Raw genomic sequence first — 16083 nt, forward strand, 5'->3', positions numbered from 1 at the left:
CTGCTTGTTTTGTCCCTATCTCAACCAGATTCCGGGGAAGGCGTCAACGGGGGGACGGTGTGAAAGCTCGGTGAATGCGGGCCGACCTACGGCTCGATCATGCGGGCGAACCCGTCGAGGAGAGCGCCCAGGCCCAGTTCGAAGAGGGTATCCAGGTCGAGGTCGTAGCCTTCGGGGAGCTCGGAGAATTCGGTCAGCGCGCGGGAGAATGCCGGGTACTCGTTCGAGGACACGATCGCCCGCAGCGCGGGCGTCTGGGCGTCCGTCCACTCCGCCGCCGACACGCCGGTGGCGACCTCGGCCCGGGCTTCCCGCTCCAGGTGGACCGCCAGCCCCTGCACGTAGCTGTAGAGCAGCACGTTGATGTTGAACCGGGTCACAGCAGAGAGCGGATGCCCCTCCAGTGCGCGCAGGACCTGCTCGGAGTGCGCGAACAGGTTCGGCAGCACGACCGGCCGGGTCAGCGGGCTGAGGTGCGCGAGCCAGGGATGCCGCCGATGCAGCCGCCACATCGTCCGGGCGCACAGCTCCAGCCGGGGCCGCCATTCGGCGGGGGCGTCCGGCGGGTAGGTCGCCTCGCCGAACGCCGCGTCGGCCATCAGCAGGATCAGGTCGTCCTTGCTGCCCACGTAGCGGTAGGGGGTCATGGCGGCGACACCGAGCCGGGCCGCGATGTCGCGCATGGACAGCGCCGCCAGTCCCTCGGTATCGGCGATCTCGATGGCGATGTCGACGATGCGCTCTCGCGACAGCTGCCGGTCCTGACGGCTGTCCCGGTCCTCCTCCGCGGGGCGTTTCGGGGTATCTGCCGCGCGGGACCGGTGGGACGCCTGGGGCGTGGTTCGAGCAGCCGATGGTGCGACCACGGTGCCGACGCGGGGGATCGTCTCCACAGTGCCGTCATGCCGCAGCGACGTCAGTGCCCTGGCGGCCGTGGCGAGCGCCACGCCCCACTCCTCGGCGATCCGACGGGTCGAGGGCACACGCTGGCCCGGCGCCAGCTCGCCATCGGCGATACGACGGCGGATCTCGGCCGCGATGCGCTGGTAGGGCGGTTCCGGTGCTGTGGTCACGCTATGGCTTCCTGTTCTAGTACAGGAGGTGTCGGGGGAGCGATCTGATACGACCGCTTCCCTCATAGTAAAACAGTGGTCTTCTCTGATGATGGACTTTGTTAACTCCTTTGGGGCGAACAGAAATACGATGTACATTCAGGCGCGTACGTTGTATCTCACGGCGAACAGACGCGACAGAGGAGCTTTCACCATGCCCACAGTGCTCATCTCCGGGGCGAGCATCACCGGACTGACCCTGGCCCACTGGCTGCGCCGCCGAGGCTTCGCCCCGACCGTCGTCGAACGCGCCCCCGAGCCGCGTCCCGGCGGGCAGGCCATCGACATCCGCGGTACCGCCGTGGAGGTCATCGAGCGGATGGGACTGCTGGAGGAGGTGAGCGACGTACGCACCCGATTCCGCGGTCAGTCGGTCCTCGACGCCGACGGCAACGAGGTCGAGCGCTCCACCGAGATGACCTACAGCGGAGGCCGGTTCGACAGCGGCGACATCGAACTCATGCGCGACGACCTCACCCGCCTGCTCCACGGGAAGACCCGCGACGGCGTCGAGTACCTCTTCGGCGACTCCATCGCCTCCCTGACGGAGGACGCGTCCGGCGTGCGCGTGGAATTCGAACAGGGCGGACCGCGCACGTTCGACCTCGTCCTGGGCGCCGACGGCCTGCACTCCAATGTCCGCCGACTGGCGTTCGGCGAGGAGCGCCGCTTCCTCCGCCCGATGAAGGCCCACGTGGGGATCTTCAGCATGGACAACATCCTGGACCTGCGGGACTGGCAGATCTGGTACATGGATCCGCCCGAGGCCGCCTACGTCATCTACCCCACGCCCGACAACACCCAGCTGCGCGTGATGATGGGTTTCGAGGCCGAGCCGTTCGAATACGACTACCGGAACACGGAGGCGCAGAAGCACCTCCTGGCCGAGCGCTTCACGAACGTGGGCTGGGAGACCCCGCGCCTGCTGAAGGGCATGTGGAAGGCCGACGACTTCTTCTTCGACTCCATGGCCCAGATTCACATGGATACCTGGTCCAGCGGCCGCGTCGCCCTCGTTGGCGACGCCGCCCACTGCCCCTCTCCGCTGTCCGGCCAGGGCACCAGCCTGGCCCTGGTGGGCGCCTATATCCTCGCCGACGAGCTGGGGAAGGCCTCCGACGACCACCCCACCGCCTTCGCCCGCTACGAGCAGCGCATGCGCCCCTTCGTCGAACTCAACCAGGAACTCGCGTTCCCGGACGAGTCCGCGGCCACCGAGTCCGACAACATCGCCCGCGTCGAGCGTGTCAAGAGCGCGATCTCCCTGGACGACTGACCGCGGCCCCGCATTTCGGGAATAGCGGTGCCGGAGGCGGGGTTTCCGGGTGATATGAAATTCGGTATCTCCACATTCGTCACGGACGACGGCATCCGCCCCGATGCGCTGGGCAGAGCTCTGGAGGAACGGGGATTCGAGTCGCTTTTCCTGGCCGAGCACTCGCACATTCCCAGCGGAACGGCATGGCCCGACGGAACGAAGCTGCCGCGCATGTACTATCGCACGCTCGATCCGTTTATCGCCCTGACGTCGGCGGCCTCCGCGACAACGAACCTCGTGCTCGGTACCGGCATCGCCCTGCTGATCCAGCGCGATGTCATCCACACCGCCAAGGAGGTCGCCAGCCTCGACCTCCTCTCCGGTGGCCGCGTGATCCTCGCTGTCGGCGTGGGCTGGAACAAAGCCGAGATGCGCAACCACGGCACGGACCCTCGCACGCGCGGACGACTGCTGGACGAGCAGATCGCCGCTCTGAAGGCGATCTGGACCCGGGACGAAGCCGAGTTCCACGGCGACCACGTCGACTTCGGCCCGATCCACATGTGGCCGAAGCCTGTCCAGCGGCCGCACCCGCCGATCTACATCGGCGGCCAGAGCCGCGCCGCCCTGACCCGGGTCGCCGCCCATGGCGACGGTTGGTTCCCGGTGCACACCACGCCCGACGAGGTCGTCCAGGTTCGCGAATCACTGGCGGCCCAGGGCCGCACCGACGTCACTCTCAACGCCCCCGCCGATGAGCGCGATCTCACCACCTTGGGCAAGTTCGCCGAGGCGGGAGCCGACCGGGCGACCTTCCACCTGGACACCGGGCCGGAATCCGCTACTCTCCGGAAGCTCGACGAGCTCGCCGCCGTGATCGAGCGGTTCCGGAACTGACCACACCGGCCGTTCAGTGCTCAGGCGGCGGGTTCCCTCGGAGGCGGCCCCTTGAGTTCGTGGAACCCGGGCGTCGCGGCCACGACGAGGGTGGCGTCCCACAGGCGCGCCGCCTGTTCTCCGGTGGGAACGGCGGAGATGACCGGGCCGAAGAACGCCACGCGTTCGCCATCGGCGCTTGTGGCCGCGATGACCGGGGTTCCGACGTGGTCGCCGACGAGGCCGACGCCCGCGGCGTGGGAGGCGCGCAACGCGTCGTCGTACTCCTCCGACATCCCCACCCGGGCTAGCTCGCGGGGAAGGTCGGCGTCGGCCAAAGCCTGTTCGATGTCGCCGATCCAGTCCCCTTCTCCGCGTTCCCGGTCGGCCCACAGCGCGGCGTAGAACCGTCCCAACGCCGCGTGCCCGTGCCGTTCCTGGACCGCCGCGCAGATCCGCGCGGGGATCCACAGGTACCCCTCGGGATCGCCTTCCGGGTCGTCGTCGCGGCCCTCGTTGAGCACCGACAGGCTCATGACGCGCCAGCGGACCTCGACGGGACGTACCCGCGCCACCTCCACCAGCCACCGGGCGGTCAGGCGGCTGTACGGGCAGGACGGGTCGAACCAGATATCGGCGATGTACGAACGCGTCATCGGCCGATGCTATCGGGCGTCCTGCGCGCCGTTCCCTATGCGGGCGACTCGTAGGACCTGAGCGACAGCTCCGCCGTGGGGTCCCAGGTCCGTGGGTGAAGGCCGGCCCGCGCACCCAGGCGGGAGAGCACCGACATCGCCCGCATCACCTGCTCCAGCGCCCACACCCCGGTCCTGCCCGCCCGGGGCGCGAAGAACGAGGTACTGAAGTCCGCGATCCCCTGGCCCGCCGGGACGATGGCGCGCATCGCCTCCTCGTAGGCGGGCAGGGCGATGGTGTGGTCGCCCCCGGCCGCCCTGAGTTCTCCGGCCAGGATGTGGGCACCCGCCATGGCCAGGCAACTGCCGAAGCCGGTCATCGGGTCCGGACAGTAGCCGGCATCGCCGACCAGCGCCACGCGCCCCCGGGACCACGAGTCCATGCGGATCTGCCTCGACGGGGCGAAGTGGAAGTCGGGGGAGTCCCGCATCGCCCGCAGCAGCCGCGGGATCTCCCAGCCGTCGTTTCCGAAGATCTTCTCGACGAAGCGCATCTGCTCCTCGCGGCTGAGGTGGCGGACGTCCAGCGGCCGCTTGCTGCGGATGAGGAGGGCCCCCTCCAGTTCGGTGTTGCCCGGGAAGGTGGTGATGGCGCAGCCACGGTAGGGCCAGACGTGCCACCACGTCGTGTTCCGGTGGCCGAGGTAGTTGTCGACGGTGAAGATGGCCAGGTTGGTTCCGAGGAAGCGGGTGTACTTCCCGCTGTCGCCGAAAACCAGCGAGCGGACGTTGGAGTGCAGGCCGTCGGCCCCGATGACCAGGTCGAACCGGCCCGGTCCTGCCGTCTCGAAGGTGACCTCCACCCCGTCGTCCGACTGCCGGATCCCGATGATGGAGTCGTCGAAGATGTAGTCCACCTTGCCGCGGACCTGGTTGTAGAGGATGTCGCAGAGGGCGCCGCGTTTGATCGCGACATCGCCGTCGCCGCCCGCACCGGATCCGGACGTGGAGCCACGATCCACCTCGGACGGGGGGTTGGTCATCCAGAAGTTCAGGTCCACCGGCCGGTCCGCGGCGCCGGCGAAGAGGGTCCACGTCGGCGGAGGTCCGCCCGCGGCTCGGACCTGCTCTGTGATCCCCATGTGGTGGAACGCCTCGATCCCGATCCCCGACATCTCGATCCGCTGACCCCCGGTGCGAACCGCCGGTGCCCGCTCCACGATCGTCGGCGTGAATCCGTAGCGGTGCAGCCAGTACGCCAGGGCGGGTCCGGCGATGCCGCCGCCAGAGATGAGGATGTTCCTGTTCCGCGGGTTCATATGTTCCTCCGACGCGGTCGAGGGGAGTGGTGGCTCAGAGGGGCGCGGCGGTTCTCCGCCGTTGTCCCGCTGAGCGTAGGGAGGCGCGCTGACGGCGGCCTGACGGGCCACTGGCGCGCCGCTGGGCTGCGGTCACGGGAAGCACGTGGCGACATAGGGTGATCTGTCGGTCGGTCCTTTGCCCGGAGAACAGGGAAAGACCGACCGGAGACCGATCGAGAACCTAGAAAAGCGAGTGCCTCCTGTGACCTTCCCTCCCCAGGGCGGTAACGGCCCGCAGCCCTATCCCGGACAGTCGCGGCCTCCGCAGGCTCCGCCCCACCCACCTCAGGTGCCCGTCCCGCCCGGCTATGGGATGCCCCCCACCGGCGGGATGCCTCCGGTCGGCGGACCCCCTCCGGGCGGCAAGAAGTCGAAGACCCCGCTGATCGTGGCGATGGTGGTCGCCGGTGTTCTGGTGGTGGCGCTGGTCGCCGTCATCGCCGCGGTGGTTCTCGGCACCGGTAACGACGGGGGGACCGCGGGCGGCGCGGCCGCACAGGAGGAGGCCGCCGACGGTTCGGAACCGGAGCATCGGAAGACATGGGAGAGCGACGGCGACGGCCCGGAGCACCTCCAGGAGGACGGCAGCGTGGTGCTGGCGGAGAAGGGGGCCGACGCGCCCGTCGTGGAGGTCTACGCGGACTTCCAGTGCCCGGCGTGCCAGCAGTTCGAGGACGCGTCCGGCGACACACTCCAGCGGCTGGCAACGGACGGCGAGGCGATCGTGCACTACCGGCCGGTGAGCATCTTCTCCCAGCAGCCCGCCCCCCTCAGCAGCAATTCGCTGCGGGCGGCCGCGGCGGCCCGGGCGGCGGCCGACTACGGCAAGTTCGTGGAGTTCAGCGATCTGCTCTTCGAGAACCAGCCGAATGAGGGAGAATCCGGGTTCTCGGTCAAAGACCTCAGCGCGTGGGGTGAGGACGTCGGAATCGACGACGCGGCCTTCGCCGAACGGGTCAAGGAAGAGGACGAGATCGTCGACACCTATGTCGACGACTACACCCCGCGTCTGACGCGCGAGGCGCAGGACAAGCTGGGCGCCGCAAAGCTTTCCACCATGACCGTAGGCGAGCTGATCGAGTGGGGCGACGACAACGGCGTGGACAGCTCCTTCCTCGACGGAACCTATGTCGGCGAGGTGATCACGGCGACGAGCTCCGTCTCCGACCGCTATTCCGGTGATGACGCGTTCGTGGGCACGCCGTCGGTCTACATCAACGGGAAAATGGTCGACCACGACGACGCGTTCAAGCCGAAGGCACTGAAAAAGGCCGTCAAGGACGCGTCCCCGGGCGAGGTGGACACCGTCCACGCATAACCCCGGCCGTGGGGAAGGGTGTCCGAGGCGCCCGGTACCCGCAGATGCGCATGTGTCGCCGTTCGGTTCTCCGCGGAGAACCGAACGGCCCGTGGCTCCCGCCGCCAAGTTGTTCAAGAACCTGCCTGAGGACGATGAAGACACCGAATATATCTCTGCGGGGGACCTCCAAAAGTGGGGTAAGGAAGTTGGGATCAACGACCGTGAATTTTCGGCGCTCCTAGAGTCCGAGAGGGAGGTCGCGTATTGGTTCGACGATGAATGCGTCCAACTTCTGGTGATGCTGGCGGCAGAATTGGGCGAGGTCGACGAACTTTTCGAGATGTCAAATCCTGAAATGATGGCGTGGGGTGACGAAAACGGTGTCGACGGGGCGGAACTTGACGGGACGTATGTTGGCGAGGTAGTCGCGGCGACGAACGACGCCATCGACCGTTACCCCGGAAAGGACAGGTTCGAGGACACACCGTCGATTTACATCAACGGAAGCAAGATCGACAACAACGATGCCCTAAGTCCGAAGAAGCTGAAGGAAGCTATCAAGGATGCGGCCTCTGAGGCGGCGGACTACGCTGGCACGTGAGTGTGGTTGGCGTGTAGGACTTCCCCATGCGCTCCTGCCTGGGTGTTTCTACTGCTGACTCGGCTGTCTCTCCTGCGGAGATGAGACGAGCGGTCGCTCTGCCCGCGTACTTGTAGGCGGGATGTCGGATACCGGGCGTGGGTGGTCGTCCCATGTGATCGGGATTCCGGGATTCATAGAGCAGATTCCGGGCCGCGGAATTTCACTGCAGCGGCCAGGAGTGATCCGTTGGCCGTGGATTCTTGAAAATGAAAAATATTCATTCGGGTGGTTATCGAGACGATGCTCGCGTCGTATCCTCCGGTACATGGGCGACGGCGACAGGGACGTGAACGGAACGGATGATCAGCTAACGGATCGGGCCCTGGTCGGCGATAGCGGCGACAGGGGAGTGGGCGCACCGCCCCTTTGCGGCCTGCCACCGCTCGACGGTGAACTGGCCGTCGATCCCCTCTCACGGGCGGCGGCCGCCGACGACTTCGGCCATCACGCGCGGCACTACCCCCGCGCCGTCCTGCACCCCGGCTCGGTCACGGACATCGAGGTGATGGTGCGCTACTGCCGCGATCGCCGGATCCCGGTGGCGGCGTGCGGCCAGGGCCACGCCACCAACGGGCAGGCGCAGGCCGAGGGCGGTCTCGTGATCGAGATGGGTTCGCTGCGCGGCATCGAGGTCCGCGAAGACTGTGCCGAGGTCCAGGCCGGTGCGCGATGGAGTGACGTGCTCGGCGTGACCCTGGCCCACGGGCGCACCCCGCCCGTTCTCACCGACTACCTGGGCCTGTCCGTCGGCGGAACACTGTCGGTCGGCGGCCTCGGCGGCGCCACCCACCGCTACGGCGCCCAGGTCGACACGGTCCGGGAGCTGGAGGTGGTCACCGGCGCGGGCACACGCGTGGTGTGCTCCCCGCAGCGACGGGCCGACCTGTTCCACGCCGTCCTGGGCGGGCTCGGCCAGTGCGCCATCATCACCCGCGCCACCGTCGCGCTGACCCCCGCCCCGCCCATGGTGCGGCGCTACGAGCTGCCCTATCCCACGATCGGGGACCTCACCGCCGACCAGCGCCGGGTCGTGGGCGACGGCCGATTCGACTACGTCGAAGGCAACGCGGAACCGGCACCCGACGGTGCTCCGGGCTGGCGCTACACCCTGGAGGCCGCGTCGTACCACGACGGCCGGACCGAACCCGACGACGCCCTCCTCGGCGACCTCTCCTTCGAGCGCGGTGCCGAGGAGATCGAGGACATGACCTACCTCGACTTCGCCGACCGCGTCGCCCCGGGCGTCGAGTACCTCAAGTGGACCGGCGAGTGGTACGACCCGCACCCCTGGCTGAACCTGCTCCTCCCCGACACCGCCGTCGACGGCTTCACCGCGTCCGTGATGGAGCGCCTCACCGCCGCCGACATCGGCCCCAGCGGCGTCGTGCTCCTCTACCCGGTCCCCAGAGCATTGCTGGGCACGCCCCTGCCGAGGACGCCCGACACCCGCTTGGTGTTCCTTTTCGCGCTGCTTAAGACCGCCACTCCCGGACCGGGAGTGCCTGACGCTGACGCGATGATCGCGGCCAACCGGTCACTGTACGAGCGGGCGCGCGACCTGGGCGCGGTCCGCTACCCGGTCGGCAGCGTCCCGATGAGCCGTGGCGACTGGGAGGCGCACTTCGGCGACCAGTGGCCGGTCTTCGCCGCCGCCAAGCGTGCGTACGACCCGGCGGGCATTCTCGCGCCCGGCCAGGGGATCTTGGCCTGACGATCGCCGCGTGCCGCGCCCGCCGGGGCGCGTCACACGGACCCACCTCAGCGCCGCACGTCTCCCAGGAGCTTCTTCTGGATCTTGCCCATGGCGTTGCGCGGCAGCGAATCGACCACCCGCACCTCGCGCGGGCGCTTGTGCGCCGAGAGCCGTCCGGCCACGAAGTCGATGACGTCCTGGGCTTCGATGCCCTCGCCGACGAGGTAGGCCACGATCCGCTGGCCGAGATCGTCATCGGCCTCGCCCACCACGGCCGCCTCGCGCACCGCGGGGTGGTCGCGGAGCACGGCCTCGATCTCGCCCGCCCCGATGCGGTAGCCGCCGCTCTTGATCAGGTCCGTCGACATCCGTCCCACGATGCGGTGCCACCCGTCCGCATCGAGGACCGCGGCGTCGCCCGTGCGGAACCACCCGTCGTCCGTCCATCCGGCCGCGGTCGCCTCCGGCAGGCCGAGGTAGCCGTCGAACACGGTCGCGCCGCGGATCTGCAGCTCGCCCGTGCTCTCCCCGTCCGCCGGGATCTCCTCCCCGTGCTCACCGCGCAGCCGCGACTCCACACCGTTCAGTGCCGTACCGACCCACCCCGTGCGCCGGGGCGCGTCAGCACGGGCAGCGAGCGTGATCAGGGTTTCGGTCATCCCATACCGCTCGACGGGAGAGAGCCCGATCGAGGCGGAAAGGTGGTGCGCCACCGTGTCGGGCAGCGGCGCGCTGCCCGACACCAGAAGACGCGCCCCGGACAGCGCCCGCATGCTGTCGGGGTCCGCCGTGACGCGTGACCACACGGTGGGCACGCCGAAGAACAGGGTGCCCCCGGCCCGCGCCGCGGCGGCGTAGGCGACAGGCGTGGGCCGCACGGTGTGGATCAGCGGGCTGCCCACCCGCAGCGCGCCCAGCACGCCGAGGACGAGCCCGTGGACGTGGAACATCGGCAGGCCGTGCACCAGCACGTCATCGCGGGTCCACGCCCACGCGTCGGCCAGCGCGTCGAGGTCGGCGGCGATGGCCCGCCGCGGGATGACCACCCCCTTGGGCGGTCCGGTGGTCCCGGAGGTGTACATGATCAGCGCCGTGGACTCCGGCGCGGGCTCGGGCATCGAGGCCGATGAGCGGGCGGCGGGATCGACGGGGACGACCGGCAGGTCCACACCCTCCTGCCGTCTCCCCAGCCACAGCGCGGCGCCGGAGTCGCGCAGAATGTGCCGCCGCTCTTCCACGCCGGAATCGGCCGGGACCGGTACCACCGGCACCCCGGCCATCAGGCCGCCGACGACCGCGACGATCGTCGACAGGTGCGCGTCGCCGTGCACCGCCACCGCTGGAGCACCGGCCACCCGTTCGGCCACGGCCGCGGCGGCCGACCACAGCCCCTCGCGGTCGAGCGCCTCGTCGCCCACCCGCACCGCGGGGACATCGGTCCGCGCGACGGCCCCCGTATCCAGCAGCATTGGCCTCCCCATTCTCCTCTGCGACCAGCGCGACGCGGGTGCGACGGCATGGTCACGCTAGCTCACGGGGCGTGCGCGGCCCCGGAAGGGGCGGGGAATGCCCTCCGTGGCCGTCAGGCGCGCGGCGCGGCGTCCTCGGCGCCGAAGAGGCGGTCGAGGTGGTAGCGCAGGACGGCCTGGGCCGCCTCCGGGGTGCGTTGTCCGACCAGGACGCTGGTGCCCAGCCCGTGGTTGACGGCGGTCAGGCGGGCGGCCTCGCAGTCGGGGTCGAGGCCGGCGGGCAGTTCGCCGGTGGCCCGGGCCGCGCGCAGCACGTCCGCGAGCTGCCGTTCGAGCCGGTTGGGGCCCTCGACGAACGGCTGGTCGGCCAACCCCGCGTCGGTCATCGCCAGGACCGCGTAGGAGGTCCACACCAGATGGAAGACACGGCTGCGCTCGTCGGTCGGCAGCGCCTCGGCGAGGAACGCCTCCAAGTAGTCGCGCGCCGTGTGCGGACTCGGCAGCTCGGCCAGCCGTGCCGCCCACCGCTCGTTGCTCCCGCGCTCCAGGTGGAGCAGGGCCGCGTGCATCAGCTGCGCCTTGCTCTCGAAGTAGTACTGCACGAGCCGCAGGGAGACGCCGGCCTCGGCGGCCACGGACCGCATCGTGACGGCGTGGAGGCCCTCGCGCCCGGCGACTCGGACCAGTCCCTCGGCGATCTGTGCGCGGCGCTGGTCGTGGTCGGCGGTTCTGGGCACGGGTTCATCCTCTCGTACGGGCGGGCCCGCTGTTCATGGTACCGATGTACCATTATGATACGAGTGTATCAGGAAGGTCCGGGGTGCGCCGAGACGCGTGGGTGCCGAGCGCATAGCGTGGAGCGTGTCGGCCCCGGGACCGTTGGCGGCAGGAGGAGGGATCCGCGCCATGACCGAACGCAAGCCACCGGGCGTGAGCTTCGAATCGTGGGTCGACCGGCAGATCCGCGAGGCGACGGAGCGTGGCGACTTCGACGATCTGCCGGGGGCCGGTAAGCCCATCCCCGACCTCGACAAGCCCTACGACGAGAACTGGTGGGTCAAGAAGAAGCTGCGCGAGGAGAACGTCTCCCTCCTGCCGCCGACCCTCGCTCTGCGCAAGGAGGCGGAGGACGCGCTTGCCGCGGCCCGGGAGGCGACGACCGAGGTTCGGGCGCGCAGGATCGTTGAGGACATCAACGAAAAGATCCGCGACGCTCTCGGGCGGCCCCTCCCCGGGCCGCCCCTCAATCTGATGCCCTACGACGTCGACCGCGTCATCGATGAGTGGCGCGAGCGGCACCCGGACTAGCCGCCTCCATGCCCGCACCCGCCCCGTCCATGCGCTGCCCCGGGGCGGGCGGTCCAGGTCGACCAGGAGCCGCCGCGATCGCCCCTCACGCGCCGGTCAGGACGCGCCCGAGGGCAGGTGCGGCTTGCAGCTGAAGCAGTTCATCCGGAAGACCTCCTTGCCGTCGACCGTGCCGCGGTACTTCCCGGGCAGGCTGGCGTCGCCCGGATCCTGCCGGGCCAGCCGGTAGCGGTCGATCATGCCGGTGAAGTGGGCCTCCGCCTCGGCGTGTGTCAGCCCGGTGCACTCCACCACCAGGTCGGTGGGCTGCTTGATGTCCGGCCGACACTTGAGCTTCCCCTGGATGGGGTGGCCCTTGCGGGCGAAGGCGTCCTGGGCCTCCTGGCGCAGCAGAGCCGCCGAGAGCTCACCGGTGACCCGCTTGAATTCGCCCAGTTCCGGGGCGCACCCGGCGAGCAGCAGGCCCGCTGTCAGCGCGACCAGCACGGCGGATGTGGTTCGACGTCCCATTGACAGATCTCCGATCCCGGCCATGTCTCGGACGTGCTTCCTATGTCGGTTCCCTACCGCAAACATTGCTTAGAGTACACGTGGCGTCATTCTAAGTAACGACAAGAATGTGTAAGGCCTTCGCATGGGCGCGGGGGATCCCCGTCGTGCGGCCGCTCGCCCGGCCCGGCTCCCGTGTCGTTTACCCCTCCCCACAACCGGCGATTCCCGTCAAAACGGGCGCATCGCCCCGCGAACCACGACCAAAGGACGGCGGGCTTCGCGGTTTCGGTTGATCTCCACCGCGACCCCCACAAGGATGAAGTGATCCGTCCTACCAGTGAGGTCAATGGGGTCACAGTGGCGCCAACACGCCTTGACACCGCCCTGCCTGCGGGCATCGATGCGCGGGAGTACGCCAGGTTGTTGCACCGAGTCCATGAGGCCACGCTGTCGGGGTCGTCCCCACCCGCGCGGCTGCGTCCGGTCATCGAGGAGTCGTGGCGGCGCATGCTCCGCCACCGCATCGACCCCGACCACTGCAGGCCCAGCATGGTGCTGCGGCGCGAGGAGATCCAGCGGCACCGCAACGACTCCCCGCTCTCCGACCTGATGCCCCTCCTGCGCCAATCCCTCGTCCCCGTGGCCGAGGACGCCGGACACGTCATGGTTGTCGCCGACGACCTGGGTCGCGTTCTATGGCGCGACGGCCCCCGCGAGGTCAGCCGCGTCGCCGACGGCGCCGGGCTGATCGTCGGAGCCGCCTGGGACGAATACTCGGCCGGAACCAACGCCATCGGCACGGCACTGATGGTCGGCCGTCCCGTCCAGGTCTACTCCGCCGAGCACTACGTGCGCGGCCTGCACTCCCTGACCTGCGCCTGCGCACCGATCCGCGACCCCCGCGAAGGACGCGTCGTCGGGGTCATCGACGTGACCGGTCCAGCGTCGACCGCGCACCCCTCCACTCTCGCCCTGGTCGACGCCGTGGCGCGGCTGGCCGAGTCCCGGCTGCGCTGCATGCACCACGCGCATCTGGAGCGCCTGCGCTCGGTCGCCGCCCCGCTCCTGGCCGGCCTGGTGGAAAAAGCGCTGGTGGTCGACGACGAAGGGTGGACGGCCGCCGTCGTCAACATGGAGCCGGTGCGCCGCGTCCCGCTGCCCAAGCGAGGGGAGCACGACCGCGTCTGGCTGCCCAAGCTGGGCGAGTGCCGAATGGAGCCGCTGCCCGGCGGCTGGCTGATCCGCCCGACCGACGCCGAGACCGCCCCGGCGATGCGCGCCTGCCTCGACCTCACCGCGCCCCCGGCCGCGTCCATCACCGTCGGCGGCCCCAGCGGGGAGTGGACCCAGCGTCTCACCGCGCGGCACGCCGAACTCCTGTTCCTGCTGGCCCGGAACCCGGAGGGGCGCAGCGCCGCCCAGCTCGCCGCCGACCTCTTCGGGGACGAGGAGCGCGTGGTGACGGTCCGCGCCGAAATGTCCCGCCTCCGGCGCCACCTCGGCGGGATCGTGGAGAGCCGTCCCTACCGATTCAGTGAGAACGTCGACGTCACCGTACTCGCGCCGAAGGACGCCATGGAACTCATGCCCGGATCCCACGCTCCCGGGATCCGCCGCGCCCGCGCGGACCTCGACCCGGCGGCGCCCTGATCCCCGCTGCGCAGCGGCAGCGGCGCGCTGGGAGCGTCGCCCCCGGCGACCCAGGCGCACGATGCGGCGCGTCGCCTGAGGCGGCATGCGGCGCATCCATCGAATGACTCTTGGTCAGGATGATGCAACGTTCTGCAACCTTTGCCGGTCGCTCTCAGATGCGCTGAACTGAATTCACATCGACAGGGGATCGACTTCGACCATGGTCCGCCGGTGGTCCGCGCTTTGGGGGAGCGGGGGTCGACCGCAAGGCGGACCCTCCAGCGGCGGCCCGAGGGTCATGGGGAATACCTCGGGTCGCCGCATCCTGAAGTCTCCGTGGCGAGGTCCCGCCTCTTGAAGCCGGGTAGGGAGTGGCTGTGTCCCATCCCTGCCCGCGCGGCCGGGGCGCACCGGACGCGTCCTCGCCGCGCGCGAACCGGTATCCGGTTGGACGGGGCCGGGTAGCGGGGCTGGGTTGGCCGGACCCCTGAGGGGCACCTGTGGGCGGTGGTCCGGTCGCCGAAGCCGACGCCCTTCGCCTCCGGCACGACCCACCGGCGGCGGAGGGCCCGTCAGACCCCACGCATGACGCAGCACTGACCCACCGACCACCGCGCGGCAGGCGCGAGTGTCGGCCGCCAGATCAGCGGGGGAGATTCAGATGGATGCGATGTCTATGCGATGTGGTGCCCTCGGCTGCGGTCGCTGTCGGCTGTGGGGCGGTGACCCCCTGGATGGTGTTCCAGCCGACCCAGGGTCCCGCCGATCCCGTCGTCGGGGCAGCGGCTCGGGGAAGCTCTCCGACGACGGATCGGGATCGCGACGGACATGCGGACCTGCGGACGACAGCATGCGGACACGGACGGGCGACCCCGCCCCGGAGGGGCGGGGTCAGCCAACGAGTTCGGTGTCCTGGGGGCGCTCCAGGGCGTGCCGCAGGAGGGACATCAGGACACCGCCGCACGACTGGGTGTCACGCGCGTCGAAGTCGACGATCTGCACATCCGGGCCGACCTCCAGAGCCTCGCGGACCTGGTCGACCGAGTAGTCCAGATGGCCGTCGAATCTATTCAGGGCCACGATATAGGGGATGCGGCGGTTCGTTTCGAAGTAGTCCACCGCGTCGAAGCTGTCGGCCAGTCGGCGGCAGTCCACGACCACGACGGCGCCGACGGCACCCCGCACCAGGTCATCCCACATGAACCAGAAGCGGGACTGCCCGGGCGTACCGAACATGTACAGGATCAGCTCCCGGTCCACGGTGATGCGCCCGAAGTCCATGGCGACCGTGGTGGTCGTCTTGAAGGGGGTGGCAGATGTGTCGTCATGCCCCACACTGGCCTCGGTCATGATGGCCTCGGTGGCGACCGGGGGGATTTCGGAGACCGAGCTGACCAGGGTCGTCTTCCCGGCCCCGAAGCCGCCGGCAATGACGATCTTGGTCGATAGCATCGACCTGCTGTCACTGGAAGAGTCGTTCGAGACCACGTAGAGCCCTCTCGAGAACCTGGTTTTCGGATGGACTGTGACCGGTGATGGTCGGGTGGATGTACACGAGGTCTTGATCGGCGAGGTCGCTCAGCAGCACCTGGGTGACGCCCAGCGGGATTTTCAGCTCCGCCGACAGCTCCGCCACGGACCGTGTCGATCGGCACAACTCGAAGATGTTGCGTGCCTCCGGCATCATCGACGACGGCGGCTGGGTTCCGGGGTCCGCGATCGACACCAGCGTCTGCACCATGAGCGGATGCCGTGATCTCGTCCGCCCGCCCGTGAAGGTGTAGGGGCGGATGCGGCCGCTCCTTCTCCTGCGATAGCTCATGTGATGGCAACCTCTTCACGCATGGTTTGGACGGACGGCCTTGACTAGTTGCCGACCACTTCGCGGAGTTCGGAACGCAACTGGGGGGTGAGGACGTGGGCGGCGCTTTCCACGAGCAACGTCATCTGGTAGGCGACGATCCGCATCTCGGCCTCGGGGGAGGTGAGGACGGCGAGGGACGAACCGTCACTGATCGCCATCACGAAGAGGTGCCCGCGCTGCATGCGCACGATGAGCTGCTCGCAGTTGCCCCGCGAGAAAATCCGGGCGGCGTTGTGCGCGAGGCTGTGCAGGCCGGTGGCGATCGCCGCGAGCTGCTCGGCGTGTTCCATCGGGAAGGCGTCCGACGCGGTCAGCAGGAGTCCGTCAGAGGAGACCACGATGGCGTGCTCGACTCCGGGAACCTCTTCGACGAAGTTGGAGACGAGCCAGGCGAAGCTCTCCGCATTCTCACTCAGCTGGCGATTCATTTCGAGAAACCC

At 69.2% G+C, this 16083-nt stretch carries 16 protein-coding genes; 7 read left to right on the forward strand and 9 right to left on the reverse strand.

Annotation, left to right across the window (positions count from 1 at the left end):
• Positions 1-86: 86 nt before the first annotated feature.
• On the reverse strand, positions 87-1073 hold the full coding sequence (locus CDO52_RS14505) for a GntR family transcriptional regulator (RefSeq protein WP_094932452.1): 987 nt from the start codon (positions 1071-1073) through the stop codon (positions 87-89).
• A 193-nt stretch (positions 1074-1266) separates the two neighbouring features.
• Between CDO52_RS14505 and CDO52_RS14510 the strand changes: the two genes are divergently transcribed.
• Positions 1267-2388, forward strand: a complete 1122-nt coding sequence (locus tag CDO52_RS14510; RefSeq protein WP_017618895.1) for an FAD-dependent monooxygenase — start codon at positions 1267-1269, stop codon at positions 2386-2388.
• A gap of 54 nt (positions 2389-2442) precedes the next feature.
• The gene (locus CDO52_RS14515; RefSeq protein ID WP_094932453.1) at positions 2443-3267 is read left to right on the forward strand and encodes an LLM class F420-dependent oxidoreductase; all 825 of its coding nucleotides are present in this window, start codon (positions 2443-2445) and stop codon (positions 3265-3267) included.
• 20 nt (positions 3268-3287) lie between these two features.
• Here CDO52_RS14515 and CDO52_RS14520 read toward each other — a convergent pair whose 3' ends face one another.
• Entirely contained in the window at positions 3288-3902 is a 615-nt protein-coding gene (locus tag CDO52_RS14520) for a DsbA family protein (protein WP_017618897.1), read from the reverse strand.
• Between the two features lie 35 nt (positions 3903-3937).
• Positions 3938-5200 carry an FAD-dependent monooxygenase gene (locus tag CDO52_RS14525; protein WP_017618898.1) on the reverse strand — a complete coding sequence of 421 codons (1263 nt, stop codon included), beginning with the start codon at positions 5198-5200 and terminating at the stop codon, positions 3938-3940.
• A 331-nt stretch (positions 5201-5531) separates the two neighbouring features.
• On the opposite strand from CDO52_RS14525, the gene CDO52_RS14530 reads away from it, so the two are divergent.
• From CDO52_RS14530 to CDO52_RS14540, 3 genes are all read left to right on the forward strand, one after another.
• Positions 5532-6560: a DsbA family protein gene (locus CDO52_RS14530; RefSeq protein WP_232524179.1), complete on the forward strand. Its 1029-nt coding sequence runs from the start codon at positions 5532-5534 to the stop codon at positions 6558-6560.
• Between the two features lie 91 nt (positions 6561-6651).
• Positions 6652-7143 (forward strand): DsbA family protein, encoded by a 492-nt coding sequence (locus CDO52_RS14535; RefSeq protein ID WP_017618900.1) that lies wholly within the window; start codon positions 6652-6654, stop codon positions 7141-7143.
• A gap of 307 nt (positions 7144-7450) precedes the next feature.
• Complete coding sequence (locus CDO52_RS14540; protein WP_198345733.1) at positions 7451-8896, forward strand: FAD-binding protein; 1446 nt, start codon at positions 7451-7453, stop codon at positions 8894-8896.
• Between the two features lie 47 nt (positions 8897-8943).
• On the opposite strand, the gene CDO52_RS14545 is transcribed toward CDO52_RS14540, so the two are convergent.
• Both CDO52_RS14545 and CDO52_RS14550 read right to left on the reverse strand, forming a co-directional pair.
• Positions 8944-10347 carry an acyl-CoA synthetase gene (locus tag CDO52_RS14545; protein WP_017618902.1) on the reverse strand — a complete coding sequence of 468 codons (1404 nt, stop codon included), beginning with the start codon at positions 10345-10347 and terminating at the stop codon, positions 8944-8946.
• A 113-nt stretch (positions 10348-10460) separates the two neighbouring features.
• The gene (locus CDO52_RS14550; RefSeq protein ID WP_094932454.1) at positions 10461-11084 is read right to left on the reverse strand and encodes a TetR/AcrR family transcriptional regulator; all 624 of its coding nucleotides are present in this window, start codon (positions 11082-11084) and stop codon (positions 10461-10463) included.
• A 169-nt stretch (positions 11085-11253) separates the two neighbouring features.
• On the opposite strand from CDO52_RS14550, the gene CDO52_RS14555 reads away from it, so the two are divergent.
• Positions 11254-11655, forward strand: coding sequence for a DnaJ family domain-containing protein (locus CDO52_RS14555; RefSeq protein WP_017618904.1), 402 nt, complete (start codon positions 11254-11256; stop codon positions 11653-11655).
• 96 nt (positions 11656-11751) lie between these two features.
• Here CDO52_RS14555 and CDO52_RS14560 read toward each other — a convergent pair whose 3' ends face one another.
• Positions 11752-12165, reverse strand: coding sequence for a hypothetical protein (locus tag CDO52_RS14560; RefSeq protein ID WP_152471631.1), 414 nt, complete (start codon positions 12163-12165; stop codon positions 11752-11754).
• Between the two features lie 489 nt (positions 12166-12654).
• Here CDO52_RS14560 and CDO52_RS14565 point away from each other — a divergent pair, with 489 nt between their 5' ends.
• The gene (locus CDO52_RS14565) at positions 12655-13797 is read left to right on the forward strand and encodes a helix-turn-helix domain-containing protein (protein ID WP_017618906.1); all 1143 of its coding nucleotides are present in this window, start codon (positions 12655-12657) and stop codon (positions 13795-13797) included.
• Between the two features lie 873 nt (positions 13798-14670).
• Here the strand turns inward: CDO52_RS14565 and CDO52_RS14570 are convergent.
• From CDO52_RS14570 to CDO52_RS14580, 3 genes are all read right to left on the reverse strand, one after another.
• A complete protein-coding gene (locus tag CDO52_RS14570) occupies positions 14671-15231 on the reverse strand; it encodes a GTP-binding protein (protein WP_017618907.1) in 561 nt (186 codons plus the stop codon).
• A gap of 10 nt (positions 15232-15241) precedes the next feature.
• Positions 15242-15520 (reverse strand): DUF742 domain-containing protein, encoded by a 279-nt coding sequence (locus CDO52_RS14575; RefSeq protein ID WP_017618908.1) that lies wholly within the window; start codon positions 15518-15520, stop codon positions 15242-15244.
• Between the two features lie 125 nt (positions 15521-15645).
• The gene (locus tag CDO52_RS14580; RefSeq protein WP_017618909.1) at positions 15646-16071 is read right to left on the reverse strand and encodes a roadblock/LC7 domain-containing protein; all 426 of its coding nucleotides are present in this window, start codon (positions 16069-16071) and stop codon (positions 15646-15648) included.
• Positions 16072-16083: the final 12 nt, after the last annotated feature.

Origin of the sequence: Nocardiopsis gilva YIM 90087, from assembly GCF_002263495.1 — a bacterium.
GTDB classification, from domain to species: domain Bacteria; phylum Actinomycetota; class Actinomycetes; order Streptosporangiales; family Streptosporangiaceae; genus Nocardiopsis_C; species Nocardiopsis_C gilva.

Coding starts and splice junctions, on each gene's coding strand:
- CDO52_RS14565 (WP_017618906.1), top strand. CDS start 12,655: ATGCTCCGCCACCGCATCGACCCCGACCACTGCAGGCCCAGCATGGTG.
- CDO52_RS14525 (WP_017618898.1), bottom strand. CDS start 5,200: ATGAACCCGCGGAACAGGAACATCCTCATCTCTGGCGGCGGCATCGCC.
- CDO52_RS14575 (WP_017618908.1), bottom strand. CDS start 15,520: ATGGTGCAGACGCTGGTGTCGATCGCGGACCCCGGAACCCAGCCGCCG.
- CDO52_RS14545 (WP_017618902.1), bottom strand. CDS start 10,347: ATGCTGCTGGATACGGGGGCCGTCGCGCGGACCGATGTCCCCGCGGTG.
- CDO52_RS14580 (WP_017618909.1), bottom strand. CDS start 16,071: ATGAATCGCCAGCTGAGTGAGAATGCGGAGAGCTTCGCCTGGCTCGTC.
- CDO52_RS14520 (WP_017618897.1), bottom strand. CDS start 3,902: ATGACGCGTTCGTACATCGCCGATATCTGGTTCGACCCGTCCTGCCCG.
- CDO52_RS14510 (WP_017618895.1), top strand. CDS start 1,267: ATGCCCACAGTGCTCATCTCCGGGGCGAGCATCACCGGACTGACCCTG.
- CDO52_RS14515 (WP_094932453.1), top strand. CDS start 2,443: ATGAAATTCGGTATCTCCACATTCGTCACGGACGACGGCATCCGCCCC.
- CDO52_RS14570 (WP_017618907.1), bottom strand. CDS start 15,231: ATGCTATCGACCAAGATCGTCATTGCCGGCGGCTTCGGGGCCGGGAAG.
- CDO52_RS14540 (WP_198345733.1), top strand. CDS start 7,451: ATGGGCGACGGCGACAGGGACGTGAACGGAACGGATGATCAGCTAACG.
- CDO52_RS14560 (WP_152471631.1), bottom strand. CDS start 12,165: ATGGGACGTCGAACCACATCCGCCGTGCTGGTCGCGCTGACAGCGGGC.
- CDO52_RS14555 (WP_017618904.1), top strand. CDS start 11,254: ATGACCGAACGCAAGCCACCGGGCGTGAGCTTCGAATCGTGGGTCGAC.